Below are 17887 nucleotides of genomic sequence, written 5' to 3'. Positions count from 1 at the left end.
TTTTTTATTATTTTACAATCCCATTTTGGTCAATCAAATACATAAGAGAAGCCATGGTGGCTGCTCCTAACTCCAATTCCCTTTTATTGATTGCATCAAATTTGTCATTCAACGCATGATGGTAATCAAAGTAGCGTTGCGAATCAGGTTTTAGTCCTGCTTTTATTATTTTAAATGAACTTAGTGGTCCAATATCAGCACCTGCATGCCCTTTGACAAAGCTGTGAATCAAATACGGGTCAAATAAGTTCTTCCAAGTTAGAATCTGATTAAAATTAACATCATCTGCTTCGAATGAAAAACCTCTTGGACTAAACCCACCTGAATCACTTTCTAAAGCAAATACGTGGTTTTCTTTATTCAACTGTGCCAATTCTTCGTATTTTTTTCCGCCTCTACCTCCGTTCTCTTCATTCATAAATAAGACTACCCGAATAGTATTTTTAGGCTTGTAACCTAAATTTTTGAAAATATGCAATACCTCCATACTTTGTACCACTCCTGCTCCATCGTCATGAGAACCATCAGCAAGATCCCAAGAATCTAAATGACCTCCTACTACCATAATAGTTTCAGGATGTTCACTTCCTTTGATTTCGCCCACTACATTATACGACAAAACATCTTCCATTTGAGCACACGATTGTTTAAAATAGAATTTTAAGTTTGGATTGGATTTTAATTTTTTACTTAATAACTCTGCCCCATTGGTACTAATAGCTGCCGTTGGTATGTATTCTGACGCAGGTAAATCGCCATAGCTTTGCGCACCCGTATGTGGAAAATCGTCCAATCGTAAATTCATGGAACGTACAATCGTTCCCACTGCACCCAATTTAGCTGCTTCTTTCGCCCCAGCATAACGCTGATCCACACAACCACCATACGATTTAAAAGTTTCAATATTTACAGGATCCATAGGTCGATTGTAAAACACTATTTTCCCTTTGATTTTATCTCCTAAAATTTTAAGTTCTTCAATCCCTTGCACTTCAATTAGCTCAGCAGTCAAACCGTTTTTAGAAGTTGCAATTGAACCTCCCAAAGCTGCAATTGGCACCGCTATTTTCGTTTTGTTATCTAGGATAAAAGCAGTTTCTTTTTCACCACGAACCCATTTAGGTACCATTACTTCTTGTAAGTACACTTTGTCTAATCCTAAAGTCTCTAGTTGAGCTTTGGTATATTGAACGGCTTTTTCTGCATTATCTGAACCTGATAATCTAGATCCAATTGTATTAGATAAATGATCCAACCAAGAATAACATTTGGCATTGGTTAAACCCGACTTATAAATATCTTTTAGCATTTGTTCGTCTTTGGATTGCGCCACCATAACTATTCCGTTAAGGAAAACTAATCCTGCTAATATTGATTTTTTCATTTTGATTTGATTTATTGATTGGGCAATTTCGGAATTCTTTTCCAAACTAGGGTAACCAAAGGCTATAAAAAAACCTGCAAAGGAATCTTGCAGGTTTTTAATTTTAGTTAATCGGTTCGAAACTGATGGCTGTCCCTCCCCCTGGAGCCAAACTCAATTTTATTTTTGAGTTGCTAGTGACTTCTATTGTTCGTATGGTATAGGCAATCGGATTATTTTTCCAATCAGCATCTTTAGCGTCTTCATAAATCGTGACTTTGTATTTTTTTCCTTTGGTTAAAAAGTCCAATTTGATTTCCGTTTGTCTTGCATTTTCATCGGTAATAGCCCCTAAAAACCACGATTGCTTTCCTTTTGCTTTTCTGACAATTGTTAAATAATCTCCAGGTTCTGCTTGTAAATAGGTACTGTCATCCCAATCTACCGCTACATCCTTGATAAACTGAAAAGCATCTGGATATTTTTCATAATTTTCGGGTAAGTCGGCCGCCATTTGAATAGGAGAATACATCGTCACATACAATGCCAATTGTTTTGCCAAAGTCGTGTGTACTTGTTCTGTTTTCTTCTTGTCATAATGACTCATCTTAATTTCAAAAATTCCTGGCGTATAATCCATTGGCCCTCCTAATTGACGAGTGAAAGGCAAAATGGTTTCGTGCATGGGTGGGTTACCCACACTCCAAGCGTTGAATTCAGTTCCACGAGCGGCTTCGGCAGCCACATAATTTGGATACGTTCTTCCGTAACCTGTTGGATGAGACGATTCGTGTGAATTGACCATCAATTTATAATCAGCGGCACGTCGAACCACATGTTCAAAATGATTCACCATCGTTTGTCCGTCATGAAATTCGCCACGGGGAATAATTTTACCCACATAACCTGTTTTAACAGCAGGATAATTGTATTTTACCATGTTTTCTAGAGCGCGATCCAAACGTCTTTCATAATTCGCTACTGAACCCGAAGTTTCGTGATGCATAATCATTTTAACATTCTTCGCTTTGGCGTAGTCTGAAATTGCCGCAATATCAAAATCAGGATAAGGAGTAACAAAGTCAAAAACTTCTTCTTTCCAATTGCCCGACCAATCTTCCCAACCTTCGTTCCAGCCTTCTACTAAAACGCCGTCAAATCCATTTTTGGCAGCAAAATCAATATAGCGTTTGGTGTTTTCTGTAGTCGCTCCGTGGCGTCCTGAGGATGCTAGTTTTGTTCCAAAATCAGTAGTAGCATTTTGAGAACCTGCATAATCCCAAGTCGAATTTCCCACATGCATTTCCCACCAAATCCCAACATATTTCATTGGTTTAATCCAAGAAGTATCGTCAATTTTTGAAGGTTCGTTTAAGTTCAAAATCATTTTTGAACCCACAATATCTCTAGCATCATCGCTAATCATGATCGTTCTCCAAGGCGACACACAAGGGGTTTGTAAATAAGCCTTATCACCAATAGCATTGGGAACTAATTCTGATTTTAATTTATAATTAGTCACATCCGCTTTCAAATGCATCACAGGATAGTTGACTACCGCTGCTTCAAAAATATTCAAATACAAACCTGATGGTGACTTCATCATCAAAGGCGTTTGAACCGTATATTTTCCGGGAATGGATTTGACTCCAATTCCATTGTTCATATTAATTTTTGAATTGTCTATTTCAGAAAATCTAGTTTCGTTGTATTCGTATTCATTACTATCAAAATCGCCTGGCAACCAGAATACTTTATTGTTTTCAGTCAAGTTAAATTGCGTGTTTTCATCGGAAATAATGAAATAATTCAGCTCCTTTTGCTTTGGAAAATCATATCGGAAAGCGACACCTTCATCAAACGCTCTAAATACCAAATTCACTTTTACATTCGTCCCTTTTTGAATCAATCCCACCACCAATTCATTATAATGATTGACAATAGACGCTTGTTCTCCTAAAACCGGTTTCCATGATTCATTGAACGTACTATTTTTAGAGGATTGAATCTCAAAATTAGCATCTAATGCCGGTTTATCCTTTAATTTAATCCCTAAATCACTGGTTACAACAACTGATTTAGCTTTGTAATTTACAGCATAAGTCGGTTGACCAGAAGCCGATAATTTAAAATTAAGTACGATTTTACCTGAAGGAGAACTCACCGTTTGCGCTTGCGTTAATCCAACCGCAAACAAGAAAAAAAGAGAAATTAACTGTTTCATTTATATGTTTTTTTTGAGAAAGCGAATATAGTTAAATTAAGTTTTTATTATTGATTTAGTTCAAGGAATCATATACCTGATTAGCAATCTCTAGCTCTTCATTGGTAGGTATGACTAGAATTTTGGTTTTGGTATTGGCTAAATTAATTTCTCGAATTTCTTTAGAACGAATTTCATTTTTTTGGGTATCCAATGTCAATCCGAAGTAATCCATATCCGTACAAACCAATTTACGCATCAATGACGAATTCTCTCCTATTCCAGCTGTAAAAACAATCGCATCCAATCCGTTTAAAACAGCCGCATACGAACCGATGTATTTTTTAATTCGGTACGCATTCATCGCTAAAGCCAATTGGCAATTTTCGTCTCCTTTTTCGGCATTAGCCTCAATATCTCTTAAATCGCTAAAGCCTGTCAACCCAAACATTCCACTCTCTTTTTGTAAAAGAGTATTGACTTTATCTAAAGTAAAGCCCAAAGTATTGACTAAATAGAAAATAACCGATTGATCGATATCACCACTTCGAGTTCCCATAATGAGTCCGTTCATGGGGCCAAAACCTAAGGTATGATCAATACTTTTACCGTCTTGAATAGCAGTCATGCTACACCCATTCCCTAAATGAATAGTTATGATTTTTGAAGCGGCACAATTGTGTTGCTGCAAATAATCAATCGCCTTTTCTGAAACGTATTTGTGGCTGGTGCCATGAAATCCATACACACGAATTTTATTATCCGTCAAAAAAGAATTCGGAATTGCATATTTATGTGCTACAACAGGAATAGTTTGATGGAAAGCCGTATCAAAAACAGCCACTTGTTTTGCGGATGAAAAAATAGTTTCAGCTACAGTAATTCCTTCTAAATTAGCAGGATTGTGTAAGGGTGCCAAATCAAAAAGTTGTTTGATTTTATCTTTTACTTCATCTGTAATAACAACTGTATCCGAGAAATCACTCCCTCCATGTACTACTCGGTGTCCCACGGCTTGAATCTCTGAAGTACTTTTAATCACTCCTACTTTTTCATCTAACAATAAAGCCGCAATTTTTTCTAATCCTATGGTATGGTCAGGAACAGCGAGAGTTTCTTCAACCTGATTCTTTTGTGTACTGTATAAAAAATTGGAATTATCCAAACCAATTCGGTCAATCATTCCGCTACAAATAACGGTTTGTGATGGCATTTCAATCAATTGGTATTTTATAGAAGAACTCCCAGAATTTAATATTACAATTTTCATTAATCGTGTATTTTATTTATAAACCTTGTGCTTGAATTGCCGTAATAACAACGGTATTAATGATGTCATCAACGGTACAACCACGACTCAAATCATTTACTGGTTTATTTAAACCTTGTAACATTGGTCCAATGGCCAAAGCTCCCGTTTCTCTTTGTACCGCTTTATAGGTATTATTTCCCGTATTCAAATCAGGGAAAATTAATACACTAGCGTGACCTGCTACTTCTGAATTAGGCATTTTACTTTGTCCTACTTCTAAATCAACCGCCGCATCATATTGAATGGGTCCTTCAATTTTTAAATCGGGACGTTGTGCCTTCACCATTTCGGTTGCTTTACGAACTTTATCCACCTCATCGCCTTTTCCAGAAGTTCCCGATGAATAGGACAACATGGCTACTTTAGGTTCGATACCAAAAGCCAAACTTGAGTCTGCTGAAGAAATCGCAATTTCGGCTAACTGTTCTGCGGTAGGATTTGGATTGATGGCACAATCTCCAAAAACAGACACCCGGTCTTCTAAACACATGAAAAATACAGACGAAACGACGGAACAATTTGGTTTTGTTTTAATAAACTGAAGCGCTGGTAAAATAGTATGTTGGGTTGTGTGAGCTGCACCAGATACCATTCCGTCAGCGTGACCTTTGTACACCATCATCGTTCCAAAGTACGAAACATCCTCAAGCAAATCTTTGGCCATCGCCATCGATACATTTTTGGCTTTTCGTAATTCGTAGTAAGTAGCTACATAATCGTCATAATACTCTGATTCAATTGGGTTGATGATTTGTACTTTCGAAAAATCCAAATCCAAACCTAATTCCGCTACTTTACTTTCTATTTGTTTTTTGTTGCCAATAATAGAAATATCAACTACGTCCATTGCCAAAAGTCGAGCCGCAGCAATGATGATTCTCTCATCACTACCTTCTGGCAAAACAATATGTTTTCGATGCATTTTGGCACGTTTGACTAAGTTGTATTGGAACATTTTAGGTGTCATTCCCTCCGCTTTGAAAGTGATTAACTTTTGAGCTAAATTGTCAATAGCAACATACTTTTCAAATGTAGTAATTGAAGTTGCTATTTTTTGTTTGTTATTAGCGTAAATTTTAGATTTAATCGCCCCTATTCTATTGGTAATATAATACGTTCCTTCTTCAACTGAAATAATAGGAACAACAGGAGAAAGCCCTTCTATTAGTTTTAAAATACTCGGTTCTGGAAGAATATTACCAGTTAAAACGATTCCTGCTATTGTGGGGTAATTAACCGATTCATTGGCTTGTAAAACACCCAAAATAATATCGGCTCTATCGCCAGGAGTAATTACTAAACTATCTTCTTTCAAATGCAGTAGGTAATTGCACAATTGCATCGCGCCTACACTAAAATTGCTTGTTTGATTGTTCAAATACGCATCGCCAAATAAAACCTTGGCATTCAAATCAATCACAATTTCTTGAACGGTTGGATGATTCAAGCTTGAAATCACCGGTATCGTATTGATCAAAATACTCTCTGGAAGATTCTTTCTTAAACCGGCAGTCACCAACTCAATATTTTCAGGTTGGACTTTATTGGCAAATATAGCCAACACTTCCACCTCTTTAATCTTGAAAGAATCGTAAACAAGGTGTAAACTATCTATTAACTCTTCTAAAGTTTTACCTACTCCTGTACCTACAATAACTGCGGGAATTCCTAAATTCTTAGCAATTAAAACGTTTATATCTAATTCGATTGCAGTTCCTTCTCCGGTAAAACTCGTTCCTTCAACTAATACAAAATCAAAACGTTCTTCGAGGCGTTTGTATTTTTCGATAATTAAATCAAGAACATCGCCTAATTTCCCTTTGTTTTTTTTCTTAATTAGTTTGCTTTTAGTAATCGCATACGCATCTTCAAACTGAATATCAAGCCCAAAATGAGAAATTACAGTTTCGATATGATTATCCGATCCACCTTCTTCGAAATCCTCAACAATAGGTCTAAAATAACCTACTTTAGCCGTTTTTCCAATCAGCATACTCATCAACCCTAAGGTCACTATCGACTTTCCACTACTTGGTTCGCTGGTTGCTATATATATTGATTTACTCATTTCTGTTTTTGTTTTTATTAGCTAAAGATCAAAACCATCTTCTTCTTTTAAAATAGAACAACATGGCTATTCCCATCACTACCATAATACCAATTACGGTGTAATACCCGTATGAATATTTTAACTCAGGCATATTTTCGAAATTCATCCCATACACCCCAACAATAAAGGTCAACGGAATAAAAATAGCCGACACGATAGTCAAGGTTTTCATGATTTCATTCATCTTATGCGCTTGGTACGAAAAAAAGAAATTGGAGGCGCTTTCAAGAGATACCATATCGTAATCTATTTGTTCCAAAAGTTCTAAACTCTTTTGATGCAATCGGGCGAAGAAACTAAAATTCTCAGTCTCAATTGCATTGAATACATTGTCGTCTTTGATGCTTTTGATATCATACAAGGAATCGCGTAACGGAACAATGGAACGCTTTAAGAAATTAAAATTGTCACGGTGTTTTTCAATGCGTTCTAAAATGACTGGATTATCACTTCTTTTGGAAAGATTGATTAAGTCTTCTACTTTATCTTCCTCATGTTCTAGCGTGATATAGAAATTCTCCATAATCGCATCGAGCAAAATATACAATAAATAATCTGCTTTTTTAGTTCGAACAATCCCGGAATGGGTTCGGATTCGTTCTCGAATGTGTGTAAAGAAATCACTTCGTTTTTCTTGAAACGACAGCAAGACACCATCTTTAATCAAGAAACTAATTTGTTCTACCTGAATGTTATCCGAATGCTCTGTAGGCAATAACGATTTGATATTAAAAAAGAGTACCTCACGCAATTCCTCTAGTTTAGTTCGCTTTGTTGTATTTAAAATATCGGCGAGCATAAAGTTATCGATGGCAAAATAATCGCCAACGGATTTGACTAAATCTAGATTATTCAACCCATGGACGTTGATCCAATTGGTCTTTTGAGGTTCGATACTTTTGGCAAAATCAGCAACATCTATTTTTTCATACTCTATTAAATCAACATCATTATACACAAACAATTGCATTTCAGCATCATGACTTTTATGAAGTCCGGTATACTCTAAATTAAAAGGCTGGATTTTCCGTCCTTTTTTATATCTAATTTTTCTCATTCAGCATGATTTAGTGTTGATTTCGATTTTGGCTTTACAACATTACAAAAGTAACTAGAAAAAACACTCCCTTTCATGAGATTAATCATATTTAACAAAGAAAAAACAATTGATTAAACCAGTATTTAGACAATTAGTTTTTAATATCATTTTTCGTCAGTTCGAGTGATTTTCTTCCGAATCTTCGGGAAGAAAATTGTATCGAGAACATGAAAATGATATTAAAAATGGTTCTCGATACATTTTATATGTATCCAGAAAATTATCTGGATACATATAAAACACTCGAACTGACGTAATAAAATAACAACAATAGGTTTGAAAACAAAAAAACCGAGCTATTGCTAGCTCGGTTTTTTATTTATAGGAATGAAATAGTTATTACTTCACTTCTTCGAATTCTACGTCTTCTACATTGTCTCCTGATTGTGCATCCCCTTGAGGTTGTGCATCCGCTTGACCTTGTTCTCCTTGAGCATACATCGCTTCAGTAGCTTTTTTCCAAGCTGCATTGATGTTGTCCAAAGCAGTTTGAATTGCAGCAATATCTTGAGATTGGTGAGCCATTCTCAATTCAGTTAAAGCATACTCGATAGCCACTTTGTTGTCATCAGATAATTTATCACCTAATTCTTTCAATTGACTTTCAGTTTGGAAGATCATTCCGTCTGCTTCGTTCAATTTTTCTGCTTTTTCTCTCGCTACTTTATCTGCGTCAGCATTCGCTTCAGCATCTTTTTTCATTTTTTCGATTTCTTCTGCTGTTAATCCAGAAGAAGCTTCGATACGAATGTCGTGCGATTTTCCAGTTCCTTTATCAGTAGCCGAAACTTTGATGATACCATTAGCATCAATATCAAAAGTTACTTCAATTTGAGGAACTCCTCTTGGTGCTGGTGGAATACCATCTAAATGGAAACGACCAATTGTTTTATTATCAGCAGCCATTGCTCTAGCTCCTTGCAATACGTGGATTTCAACAGATGGTTGAGAATCAGCAGCAGTAGAGAATACTTGTGATTTTTTAGTTGGGATAGTCGTGTTAGACTCAATTAATGTAGTCATTACACCACCCATAGTTTCGATACCTAAAGAAAGAGGTGTTACGTCAAGTAACAATACATCTTTTACATCTCCAGATAAAACTCCACCTTGAATAGCAGCTCCAATAGCAACCACCTCATCAGGATTTACTCCTTTAGACGCTTTTTTACCAAAGAATTTTTCCACTTCGTCAGCAATTCTTGGCATACGAGTAGAACCTCCTACTAAGATTACTTCGTCAATATCAGAAGTTGACAAACCAGCATCTTTCAACGCTTTAGCCACTGGTTCCATAGAACGTTTTACTAAAGCATCAGACAATTGCTCAAATTTAGCTCTTGTTAATTTTTTCACTAAGTGTTTAGGTCCTGAAGCTGTAGCGGTTACGTAAGGTAAGTTGATTTCAGTTTCAGCTGAAGATGACAACTCAATTTTAGCTTTCTCAGCTGCTTCTTTGATACGTTGTAATGACATTGGGTCCAAACGCAAGTCAATTCCTTCTTCTGCTTTGAATTCGTCTGCCAACCAGTCAATGATAGTTTGGTCAAAGTCATCTCCACCTAAGTGAGTATCTCCATTTGTAGACAATACTTCAAAAACTCCGTCTCCTAATTCCAATACAGAGATATCAAATGTACCTCCACCTAAATCGTATACTGCAATTTTTTGATCTTGTCCTTTTTTATCTAAACCGTATGCTAATGCAGCAGCAGTTGGTTCGTTGATAATACGCATTACTTTTAAACCAGCAATTTCACCCGCTTCTTTCGTAGCTTGACGTTGTGCATCGTTAAAGTAAGCTGGAACAGTAATAACTGCTTCAGTAACTGTTTGACCTAAATAGTCTTCAGCTGTTTTTTTCATTTTTTGAAGTGTCATCGCTGACAATTCTTGAGCAGTGTATAAACGACCATCAATATCCACACGTGGTGTATTGTTGTCTCCTTTTACTACTGAATAAGGAACTCTTTTTGCTTCGCCTGAAACTTCAGCAAAAGAATGTCCCATAAAACGTTTGATAGAAGCAATCGTTTTGGTAGGATTAGTTACCGCTTGTCTTTTTGCAGGATCTCCTACTTTAATTTCTCCGCCTTCTACAAAAGCGATGATAGAAGGAGTTGTTCTTTTTCCTTCCGCATTAGGGATAACTACTGCCTCGTTACCTTCCATTACAGAAACACAAGAGTTGGTCGTACCTAAATCAATTCCGATGATTTTACCCATTTTGATTATATTTAATTTTATTAGATATTCGTTTTAATAACTCGAAGTGCGTAAGTCAATCTTTGTGCCAAGGCACTGACAGTATATAAATTGTCAGTTTTTAGCCCTACTGACGTAAAAATGGCTGACAAGATGACATTTTGAAACTGAATTAATATAGGCTTATTAAAAAAATGATCAAAAGTCCTTTCAATGATTTGTAAGAAAAAAATAATATATTTGAGAAAATAATAAAACGAAACAAACTATCGCCAATTTATTCGGTATTGGGTATATATACGAAAGTTTGTTTCGCTTATATACAAGTTATGCATAATTTAAAATGACAATAATCTACACCATATTAGGTATCATCGCCACCATAGGACTGACGATCTATTTAAAATACTTCATTCCATTAAGATCAAAGGAGTCTGGTTTTGAGTATGTTTATGTCAACGAAGACGGAACTGTTAGTGAATTAGATGAAGAAGATGTAGAGTATTTAAAAACTGAGTTTTTTCCAGCTGACGGGGCAAGACCATATATTAAAAATCAATATAAAGAATTGACACTAGACAGAAAAATGTCTGGTTTTATACTTCGAAATAGAGTTCCGAAAAAGATCGAAATACAAGCTTTGAAAAAACCACAGGACAAAAGAACAATCTCATGGATATATTTAGCTATTTCCATAGCTTCAGATAGAGAACCAGCTGATTTTAATGACATTTCTATGATTGCTGATGGAATTAATCATGTAATTCCAACGCACAAAGAAATACAAACTTCAATTTCATGGCTGTCTGAAAAAGGAATAGTAAGTAAAGTTGGAAATAAATACATCCTGACATCAAAAGGGAAAAATGATTTTAAAATAGCTTCAAAGGGCACAAATACTCTCTTAAAAATCTGGGATAACATGGAACAAAAAATAATAAACTATGCCTAACACACGCTACAAGCAATTTGGGGATTTGGCTTAATTGAAAAATTGGTTTGTATTTGGCAGTTTAGTGATAAACGAAAAATAAATCTTAATTTAGAACTCAAACCCGCTGTATTGCGAGGACGTTGGCAGTAGCGTAAAAAAATGAACTAAAAAATATAGTATGAAAAACTCAATTTTATTATTAATAGTATTAATTCTCACATCTTGTAATAATGATAGTGAAATAGCAAAAAGTAACAATTTGGTTGGTAAGTGGAAATGGATTGAATCATCTGGAGGAATAAACGGAAGAATAGAAAATCCAACAACTACTGGAAAAAGTATCCTACTTGAATTTACGGATTCGACAATTAAAACTTATGAAAATGGACTTCTAAAAGCAGAAGAAAAATTCCAAATTCAATCGCAAAATTCAATTTTTGGAGGACAAAGAGAAATGATAATTACTGGTTCTAACGAATTTAGACAAAGTTATAAAATAGAGTCAGATAATTTATACTTAAATGATGAATGTACTGACTGCTTTCAATCAAAATATATAAAACAGTAAATACACTACTGACAACGAATGCTAAACGCTAGTTGGACAATTGGTTTAATTTGAAAAAAGTTTGCAATTTATCCTTTTGTTTTTACCGAAAGATTACACATAATTAGTTCCTGCTTGAGTTTATCTCGTGAAGATAAATAGGCAATGTAAGTGACTACGAAAAACAAGAATATAAAAAATACTGTTAAAATTTAACTTAACCAATAAATTAAAAAAAATGATTAGAATTATATTAACCGTTTTAGCTCTTTGTTTAACACTTTTTACTTTTGGTCAGGGAAAAAATCAAGAAAAATGGGATAAAGTTATTTCGGAAATGACCAAAGCAAACAAAGGGGACACCATTAGTTTAAGGTCAAAAAAGAATTTAGAATGGTCTGATTTTAAAATGTCACCTGATTTAAATAAAGATTTGAATGCTAATATAGAATTGACATTTGGCGTTTTTACTAAAAATGTAAATTTTTGGACTGGAGTTATTACAGTTGAATCATATGGAGGAATTAGAAGGGATTTATCGTGGGTTAACCCACAACTTGAAACACAACAACTTTTAAATTATCTTCAATTGAAATATGAGATTGCACATTTTTTTGCAAAACAATCAGAAAAAGAAATTAATAGTAAAAAAATAAATGCGGGAAATGTAAATAAAATTAACGGAATTATAGAAACATATTTAAATGCTCGAGACAAATCTCTTAATGAATTTGATATTGAATCTAATTTTGGAAAAAATGCAGAAATTATTGATAAATGGAAACAAAAACTCAGTAATAATGAAATTTAAAATGTATTACTATAACAATCACTGCACTTTATTCAGGTATTTTCGTTAAAACATAACTGCTGAATCAGAATTTGGATTGTTGATTTGTAAGAAAAAAACGAGGAAATAATAAAGCGAAATAAACCTTCGCTTATATACAAGTTGTGTGTAATTTAACTAAAAATTGAAAAAAAATTCAAACATTAATTTAACAAATATGAAATTATTAAAATTGACTTTCGGACTCTTATTCTTACTAATAGTTACAAGTTGCGTAACAACTTTACCTTTGAATCAACAATTTTACAATACAAAAAAAGTTGGAGTAATTTTGCAAGTGGACAGCATTGGAATGGCAAGAGATGGAGGACAAGGATTATTGGATATGGCTTTAACATCCGGCAATAGATTCACTGAGACTTTGAAGAAAGTAGAACCGAAATTTAATTTAAATGAAACATTGAAATCTGAAATTACAAATATTTTAAATTCAAAAAATAAACAATTCCAATTTATAGACAAGAAAATAGATTACCAAAATCTAACTAATTTTGAAAAGCCAAATTCAGAAAAAAAGTATAGCAAAAAAGATTTCAGAAACCTAAAAGCTATAAATAATGTGGACGAAATTTTGTTTGTAAAGGTAAAATACGGAATATTGGTTAGTTATTCCGGATTTATAGAGTTGGACAAACAAGGTTATGTAAATATTGGAACAGAAGTTATTGATTTAAACGATAATTCATTATTGCAACAAGAAAATTTCCAAACTGTCGCTAAAATGAACGGAAATTGGAAAAAAGGCGAAGATTTTGGAAATCTAACAAATTCAATAAATGATGCAATAAATAATTCTATATCAACATTAAAAACAAAATTCTAAAATAACGATTTGCCAATAGCTGTTTTTAAAAATGAGAAAAGAGAAGATTTTATCAATATATTACAACAATTAAAACAACTTTTCCCCATTGTATTTTGAGTAAGCTGTAATTTAGTTGAATTTATATGAAGTTTCGTTAAGCCGTAAACTTAACGGTTACGAATTTTAAGAGAGTTAAAAGTGGTTGAACGGGTCAATAATTTTAACTTTAAAAGTTAAAGAAATTTGAATTATTTTTGAATTATTATTTAAATGAAAATATTATATGAGCAAATTTTTTTTGATAGGTTTTGTTGTGTTTACAATTTGTATTACAAATGCTCAAAATTCTAAGAGTTATTTAGGTGTTTCTGTTGGAGTAGCAAAGCTAGGAGGTGATAGTGTAGGTAATTTGAATAATGTAGGTCTAAATTTGGGGTTTATTAACTTTGGATATCGTTTTAATGATTCTTGGGGAGTAACAATTAATCTTAATTCTTCAGGTTTTTTAGTTAAAAATAATGGTAATTCAGCAGTCGGAGTAGGTGTGTTTTCAGTTGGGCCGATTTACACAAAAAATCTTGGAAAAAAAATATCTCTTGATCTGAAACCTCAGTATGCATTAAGCGTTGTTGGAAAATCTAAAGGTACAGGTGATGATGATGCTACCTTGACAGGAAATGGTTTTGTTTTGGGAAGTTCTGTTAATTTTGGAGTGTCCAAAGGATTTAAAATTTCAATAAATCTTGATTATACTGCTGCTAAATGGCAAGAACTTCAGTTTGGAGGTCAAGTAATCCAAATTAATTCTAATAATAGAATAAATATTATTGCATTAGGTACCGGTTTAAGATATAATTTTTAAACTTAACAGCATTCGGAAGAGGAGAATCAAATATTCCATTTTCTTCATCCTTCAATTATTATAAGTTATTGAAATTAAGAAAGAACTTTAAGGAAATTTAATAAATCTACTAACAGCGGTTTAGTGCAATAACTCTATTAACAATAAACAACACGTTCGATTTTTCGCTAAAAAATCTTAAATTAGTAAGTTTATAAACCTTGCTGCAGGTCGCTACTAGGCCAGGCGAGGGAACGTTAATAATATATTTATGGATACTCGCAATAGCAGGAAATTTAAATATCAGATTCTTCAACTCAATTTCACTTTTTTTTTACAATCCACTCCTATCCCTAGAAACTACCTTCCAACCCAGTTTTGTGAAATATTTAAGATTCAAACTAAAAAATATCATTTAAGTTTGAAACTTATAAAAAATAAAACCAATGATAAAACTAATTTATAAACTGGTGATAGCACTTGTGATGGTGTGCGGGCCAGCGTTTTCAAATACTAAAACTACCCCACAGGTAAAACCAAACTCAGCGACTGAAAAGAAAGCTGCCTTGAAAAAATGGGAGGCCTCGCCTGATGGCATCCAATACAAAAAATGGCAAGTTTCGCCTGCGGGCAAAAAAGTACAAGCGAGTTACACAAAGATCAAAAACTCCATCAAAACATTCGCTCCAATGGAAGGAGTGGTTACCTCTGTTACTTTTCAGCGTCCTACCACGAATGCATCAGGTCCAAAATGGCTTATCGTTCAAATCGATGGTGAAGAATACATGATGCAATACGTTTCAAAAGATTTTGAAAAATTAAAAAGCTTGAAAGTAAACGACAAAATAACTATAAAAAGTCGTAGTGCCGGTCTCTCGCCCAATCATCCTTATTTAATTTTATCTGGTGACTATATTGCTAAAAACAATACCATACTTTTTAAACGTGATTTAAGCAAAAACCGTTGCTAACCCTAAAGAAAACAACATTGACTCCTTTACGCTTCCTTTAGCTAGTCTTGACCAACTTAATACAATTGTTGACAATGGACTGAAAGCAGGTGGGACAGAGCCAACACCACTACTTGACGAGGGCTTTATGCAAGTGCGCAATATTGAAGACTTATACGGACATCAATGGGGAATCATTTACTTGGACATGGACAAATTCAAAGCCATGACTGGAAAGGAATAAACTAAATTAACCCGTAAAAGAAAACATTTTTTACCTAAATTTGCTTCATGGGAATAATTGACAAAAATAGAGAAGATTTGAAATTGCTTTGTACACTATACAATGTGGATAAGATGTATCTATTTGGTTCAGCTTTAAATTCTAATTTCAATACAAAAAGTGACATTGATCTTCTTGTGAAATTTAAATCCATTGAGTTGTCAAAATATTTTGATAATTATATGGATTTCAAAGAAAGATTAGAAAAATTATTTGGTCGTGAAGTGGATTTAGTTGAAGAACAAACACTTAAAAACCCAATTTTAATCAACTCAATAAACAAATCTAAAGAGCTGATTTATGGATGAACGAATTCTCAAATGGCTATATGACATTAAACTCTGTATTGACGAAATAGATAGCTTTTTCAAAGAAGAAGAAAAAGATTTTTTCAAGTACAAAAATAACGTAATGCTTAAAAGAGCTGTCGAAAGAAATCTTGAAATTATTGGAGAAGCAGTAAACAGAATAATTACCCGAGACAATTCGTTTACTGATAAAATTAGTAATGCGAAAGCAATTATTGGATTAAGAAATCAAGTAATTCATGCTTATGACAATATTTCTGATGAAAATATTTGGTCAATACTTACAAACCATCTTCCAAAATTAAAAGTAGAAGTTGATGTGTTAATTACAGAGAATTAAAAATTATTATTTGAAATTACGATAACTATCGCCCTCCCACTACCTCGATAATCTTTCGATTAAAAACTCCAAAACAATTCCTTACATTAGCCTAAAATACACATCGTTATGAAAACCATCAAGACCCTATTGTACTGCTTTGCTATCGTAGTAATCAGTTACAACAGCGCAGCACAAAAAAGAGAGTTGTACCAGATTAAAACCTATAACCTCAAATCAGAGTCGCAGTTAACCGTAACCGAAAATTTTTTAAAAGACGCTTATTTACCGGCGTTAAAAAGAATAGGTATCAAAGCTGTAGGTGTATTTAAACCTAAAACTTTTGCTGCTGATTCTATTAAAAAAATTGTAGTGGTCATTCCGTTTGCATCAAGCAAGCAATTTCTGCAATTGGAGAATAAATTAGCCAAAGACCAAGAATACCTAACCATTGGATCACCTTATCTTGATGCAGCATATAATCAAGCACCTTATGTACGTATCGAATCGGTAGTATTACAAGCCTTTACAGATCATCCGTTATTAACTTTACCACAATTAGATCGTCCAAGAGCCAATCGTGTGTATGAATTGCGCAGTTATGAGTCGGCAACCGAAGCCATTTACCGCAGAAAAGTAGATATGTTTAATGCAGGTGGAGAAATCAAATTATTCCAACGCTTGCAATTCAATGCCGTGTTTTATGGCGAAGTGCTATCAGGAGGGAAAATGCCCAATTTGATGTATTTAACTACGTTTGCTAATCAAGAAAGTAGAGACAATCATTGGAAAGCTTTTGTCGATTCGCCAGAGTGGAAATCCTTAATCGCTATGGATAAATACAAAAATACCATTTCACATATTGATATTTTATTTTTGTATCCAACAGACTATTCCGATTATTAAAATTTTACCATTTTACTTGGACTCCAAAATCAATGGAGTAATAGTATTTAGCAATAGGTACTAGTCGGTAATTGTCATAAGTGTGGTCGTAATGAATCACAAAACTGGTTTTCTTGCTGATTTTAAGATTGGTTTTAAGATCCCAATACCATCTCAAATTGGTAAAATCGCCATTCAAAGGAAACTGAAAATACGACACTGCCGAAATATCCAAGTTGTCATTCAAAGCACACGCAAATTTCCAATAATGATTCAGGCGATACAAATCACGGTTCAATATATTGGGATTGGCAGCCAAAACTAGGTCGTCCACTCCACTCCAATTCCATCGTTCTTTTTCATAAAAAACACCTATACCAGAATACAGATCAATGGCTTTTCTGTCAAAAATTCGAATGCGTAAGTTGGAACCTAAAACTTGACGAAATTCCATTCCTAAGGCGTCATTCCATTGGTATTGCACATAGGATTCATCACTCCATTGACGCTTGTCATTATCTCGATAACGCAGTTGCACATAGCCTTCATTCTGAAGGACATCGTTCCCATTCAAAGTCAATTCATTATTTACAGAACCCACTAAAACATAATCGTTAGTAAAAAATCGAGTGGTTTCTATTCTTGAATTTACATCTAATAAGTTCTTTTTCAATTTATCGGAACTGAGAGAAAAATCAACACTATGCAGCCATTTATTCTTAATCGAATCCGATTGAATTTCTCTATCAATACTCAATACTTGAGCAGTAGTACTTAAAGAAATAAGGAATAAAAATGCGCAATAATGTATTTTAAAAAATGCTTTTCCCATAACTAACGGATACGATTTACTCTTCAAATATAGCGACTTTC

Annotated in this window: 16 protein-coding genes; 9 read left to right on the top strand and 7 right to left on the bottom strand. The window is 34.0% G+C overall.

What is annotated here, in order from left to right; genetic code table 11:
• Positions 1 to 7: 7 nt before the first annotated feature.
• The 6 genes from RMR09_RS06895 to dnaK form a co-directional block, all read right to left on the bottom strand.
• On the bottom strand, positions 8 to 1384 hold the full coding sequence (locus tag RMR09_RS06895) for a M20/M25/M40 family metallo-hydrolase (RefSeq protein ID WP_310595062.1): 1377 nt from the start codon (positions 1382 to 1384) through the stop codon (positions 8 to 10).
• A 103-nt stretch (positions 1385 to 1487) separates the two neighbouring features.
• Positions 1488 to 3587, bottom strand: coding sequence for a glycoside hydrolase family 97 protein (locus tag RMR09_RS06890; RefSeq protein WP_310595061.1), 2100 nt, complete (start codon positions 3585 to 3587; stop codon positions 1488 to 1490).
• A 55-nt stretch (positions 3588 to 3642) separates the two neighbouring features.
• Positions 3643 to 4836: an acetate kinase gene (locus tag RMR09_RS06885; RefSeq protein ID WP_310595060.1), complete on the bottom strand. Its 1194-nt coding sequence runs from the start codon at positions 4834 to 4836 to the stop codon at positions 3643 to 3645.
• 16 nt (positions 4837 to 4852) lie between these two features.
• On the bottom strand, positions 4853 to 6946 hold the full coding sequence (gene pta / locus RMR09_RS06880; RefSeq protein WP_310595059.1) for a phosphate acetyltransferase: 2094 nt from the start codon (positions 6944 to 6946) through the stop codon (positions 4853 to 4855).
• Between the two features lie 28 nt (positions 6947 to 6974).
• On the bottom strand, positions 6975 to 8045 hold the full coding sequence (gene corA, locus RMR09_RS06875; RefSeq protein ID WP_310595058.1) for a magnesium/cobalt transporter CorA: 1071 nt from the start codon (positions 8043 to 8045) through the stop codon (positions 6975 to 6977).
• Positions 8046 to 8426: 381 nt separating this feature from the next.
• Positions 8427 to 10313: a molecular chaperone DnaK gene (dnaK, locus tag RMR09_RS06870; protein ID WP_310595057.1), complete on the bottom strand. Its 1887-nt coding sequence runs from the start codon at positions 10311 to 10313 to the stop codon at positions 8427 to 8429.
• Between the two features lie 322 nt (positions 10314 to 10635).
• Between dnaK and RMR09_RS06865 the strand changes: the two genes are divergently transcribed.
• The 9 genes from RMR09_RS06865 to RMR09_RS06825 all read left to right on the top strand — a co-directional run bounded on the left by RMR09_RS06865 (position 10636) and on the right by RMR09_RS06825 (position 17035).
• Positions 10636 to 11244, top strand: coding sequence for a hypothetical protein (locus tag RMR09_RS06865; protein WP_310595056.1), 609 nt, complete (start codon positions 10636 to 10638; stop codon positions 11242 to 11244).
• Positions 11245 to 11404: 160 nt separating this feature from the next.
• Positions 11405 to 11794, top strand: a complete 390-nt coding sequence (locus RMR09_RS06860; RefSeq protein ID WP_310595055.1) for a hypothetical protein — start codon at positions 11405 to 11407, stop codon at positions 11792 to 11794.
• 217 nt (positions 11795 to 12011) lie between these two features.
• Positions 12012 to 12584: a hypothetical protein gene (locus RMR09_RS06855; RefSeq protein ID WP_310595054.1), complete on the top strand. Its 573-nt coding sequence runs from the start codon at positions 12012 to 12014 to the stop codon at positions 12582 to 12584.
• Between the two features lie 196 nt (positions 12585 to 12780).
• Positions 12781 to 13446: a hypothetical protein gene (locus tag RMR09_RS06850; protein WP_310595053.1), complete on the top strand. Its 666-nt coding sequence runs from the start codon at positions 12781 to 12783 to the stop codon at positions 13444 to 13446.
• A gap of 265 nt (positions 13447 to 13711) precedes the next feature.
• Positions 13712 to 14290 carry an outer membrane beta-barrel protein gene (locus tag RMR09_RS06845; protein ID WP_310595052.1) on the top strand — a complete coding sequence of 193 codons (579 nt, stop codon included), beginning with the start codon at positions 13712 to 13714 and terminating at the stop codon, positions 14288 to 14290.
• 425 nt (positions 14291 to 14715) lie between these two features.
• A complete protein-coding gene (locus RMR09_RS06840; RefSeq protein ID WP_310595051.1) occupies positions 14716 to 15240 on the top strand; it encodes a hypothetical protein in 525 nt (174 codons plus the stop codon).
• A 270-nt stretch (positions 15241 to 15510) separates the two neighbouring features.
• On the top strand, positions 15511 to 15810 hold the full coding sequence (locus tag RMR09_RS06835; RefSeq protein WP_310595050.1) for a nucleotidyltransferase domain-containing protein: 300 nt from the start codon (positions 15511 to 15513) through the stop codon (positions 15808 to 15810).
• Positions 15803 to 16150, top strand: a complete 348-nt coding sequence (locus tag RMR09_RS06830; protein ID WP_310595049.1) for a DUF86 domain-containing protein — start codon at positions 15803 to 15805, stop codon at positions 16148 to 16150. The genes RMR09_RS06835 and RMR09_RS06830 overlap by 8 nt, the downstream gene beginning before the upstream one ends.
• Positions 16151 to 16258: 108 nt before the next feature.
• Entirely contained in the window at positions 16259 to 17035 is a 777-nt protein-coding gene (locus tag RMR09_RS06825; RefSeq protein WP_310595048.1) for an NIPSNAP family protein, read from the top strand.
• A gap of 4 nt (positions 17036 to 17039) precedes the next feature.
• On the opposite strand, the gene RMR09_RS06820 is transcribed toward RMR09_RS06825, so the two are convergent.
• The gene (locus tag RMR09_RS06820; RefSeq protein WP_310595047.1) at positions 17040 to 17846 is read right to left on the bottom strand and encodes a DUF481 domain-containing protein; all 807 of its coding nucleotides are present in this window, start codon (positions 17844 to 17846) and stop codon (positions 17040 to 17042) included.
• Between the last annotated feature and the right edge of the window lie 41 nt (positions 17847 to 17887).

This window comes from Flavobacterium sp., from assembly GCF_031537875.1.
Lineage (GTDB): Bacteria > Bacteroidota > Bacteroidia > Flavobacteriales > Flavobacteriaceae > Flavobacterium.
The sequence above is the reverse complement of the archived record's forward strand: the minus strand, read 5'-3'. Positions and strand labels throughout refer to the sequence as shown.

What these genes read in the sequence shown, in the direction of transcription:
- RMR09_RS06830 (WP_310595049.1), top strand. Translation starts at nt 15,803, where the DNA reads ATGGATGAACGAATTCTCAAATGGCTATATGACATTAAACTCTGTATT.
- RMR09_RS06885 (WP_310595060.1), bottom strand. Translation starts at nt 4,836, where the DNA reads ATGAAAATTGTAATATTAAATTCTGGGAGTTCTTCTATAAAATACCAA.
- RMR09_RS06855 (WP_310595054.1), top strand. Translation starts at nt 12,012, where the DNA reads ATGATTAGAATTATATTAACCGTTTTAGCTCTTTGTTTAACACTTTTT.
- RMR09_RS06865 (WP_310595056.1), top strand. Translation starts at nt 10,636, where the DNA reads ATGACAATAATCTACACCATATTAGGTATCATCGCCACCATAGGACTG.
- dnaK (WP_310595057.1), bottom strand. Translation starts at nt 10,313, where the DNA reads ATGGGTAAAATCATCGGAATTGATTTAGGTACGACCAACTCTTGTGTT.
- RMR09_RS06835 (WP_310595050.1), top strand. Translation starts at nt 15,511, where the DNA reads ATGGGAATAATTGACAAAAATAGAGAAGATTTGAAATTGCTTTGTACA.
- corA (WP_310595058.1), bottom strand. Translation starts at nt 8,045, where the DNA reads ATGAGAAAAATTAGATATAAAAAAGGACGGAAAATCCAGCCTTTTAAT.
- RMR09_RS06850 (WP_310595053.1), top strand. Translation starts at nt 12,781, where the DNA reads ATGAAATTATTAAAATTGACTTTCGGACTCTTATTCTTACTAATAGTT.
- RMR09_RS06895 (WP_310595062.1), bottom strand. Translation starts at nt 1,384, where the DNA reads ATGAAAAAATCAATATTAGCAGGATTAGTTTTCCTTAACGGAATAGTT.
- RMR09_RS06890 (WP_310595061.1), bottom strand. Translation starts at nt 3,587, where the DNA reads ATGAAACAGTTAATTTCTCTTTTTTTCTTGTTTGCGGTTGGATTAACG.
- pta (WP_310595059.1), bottom strand. Translation starts at nt 6,946, where the DNA reads ATGAGTAAATCAATATATATAGCAACCAGCGAACCAAGTAGTGGAAAG.
- RMR09_RS06840 (WP_310595051.1), top strand. Translation starts at nt 14,716, where the DNA reads ATGATAAAACTAATTTATAAACTGGTGATAGCACTTGTGATGGTGTGC.
- RMR09_RS06860 (WP_310595055.1), top strand. Translation starts at nt 11,405, where the DNA reads ATGAAAAACTCAATTTTATTATTAATAGTATTAATTCTCACATCTTGT.
- RMR09_RS06825 (WP_310595048.1), top strand. Translation starts at nt 16,259, where the DNA reads ATGAAAACCATCAAGACCCTATTGTACTGCTTTGCTATCGTAGTAATC.
- RMR09_RS06820 (WP_310595047.1), bottom strand. Translation starts at nt 17,846, where the DNA reads ATGGGAAAAGCATTTTTTAAAATACATTATTGCGCATTTTTATTCCTT.
- RMR09_RS06845 (WP_310595052.1), top strand. Translation starts at nt 13,712, where the DNA reads ATGAGCAAATTTTTTTTGATAGGTTTTGTTGTGTTTACAATTTGTATT.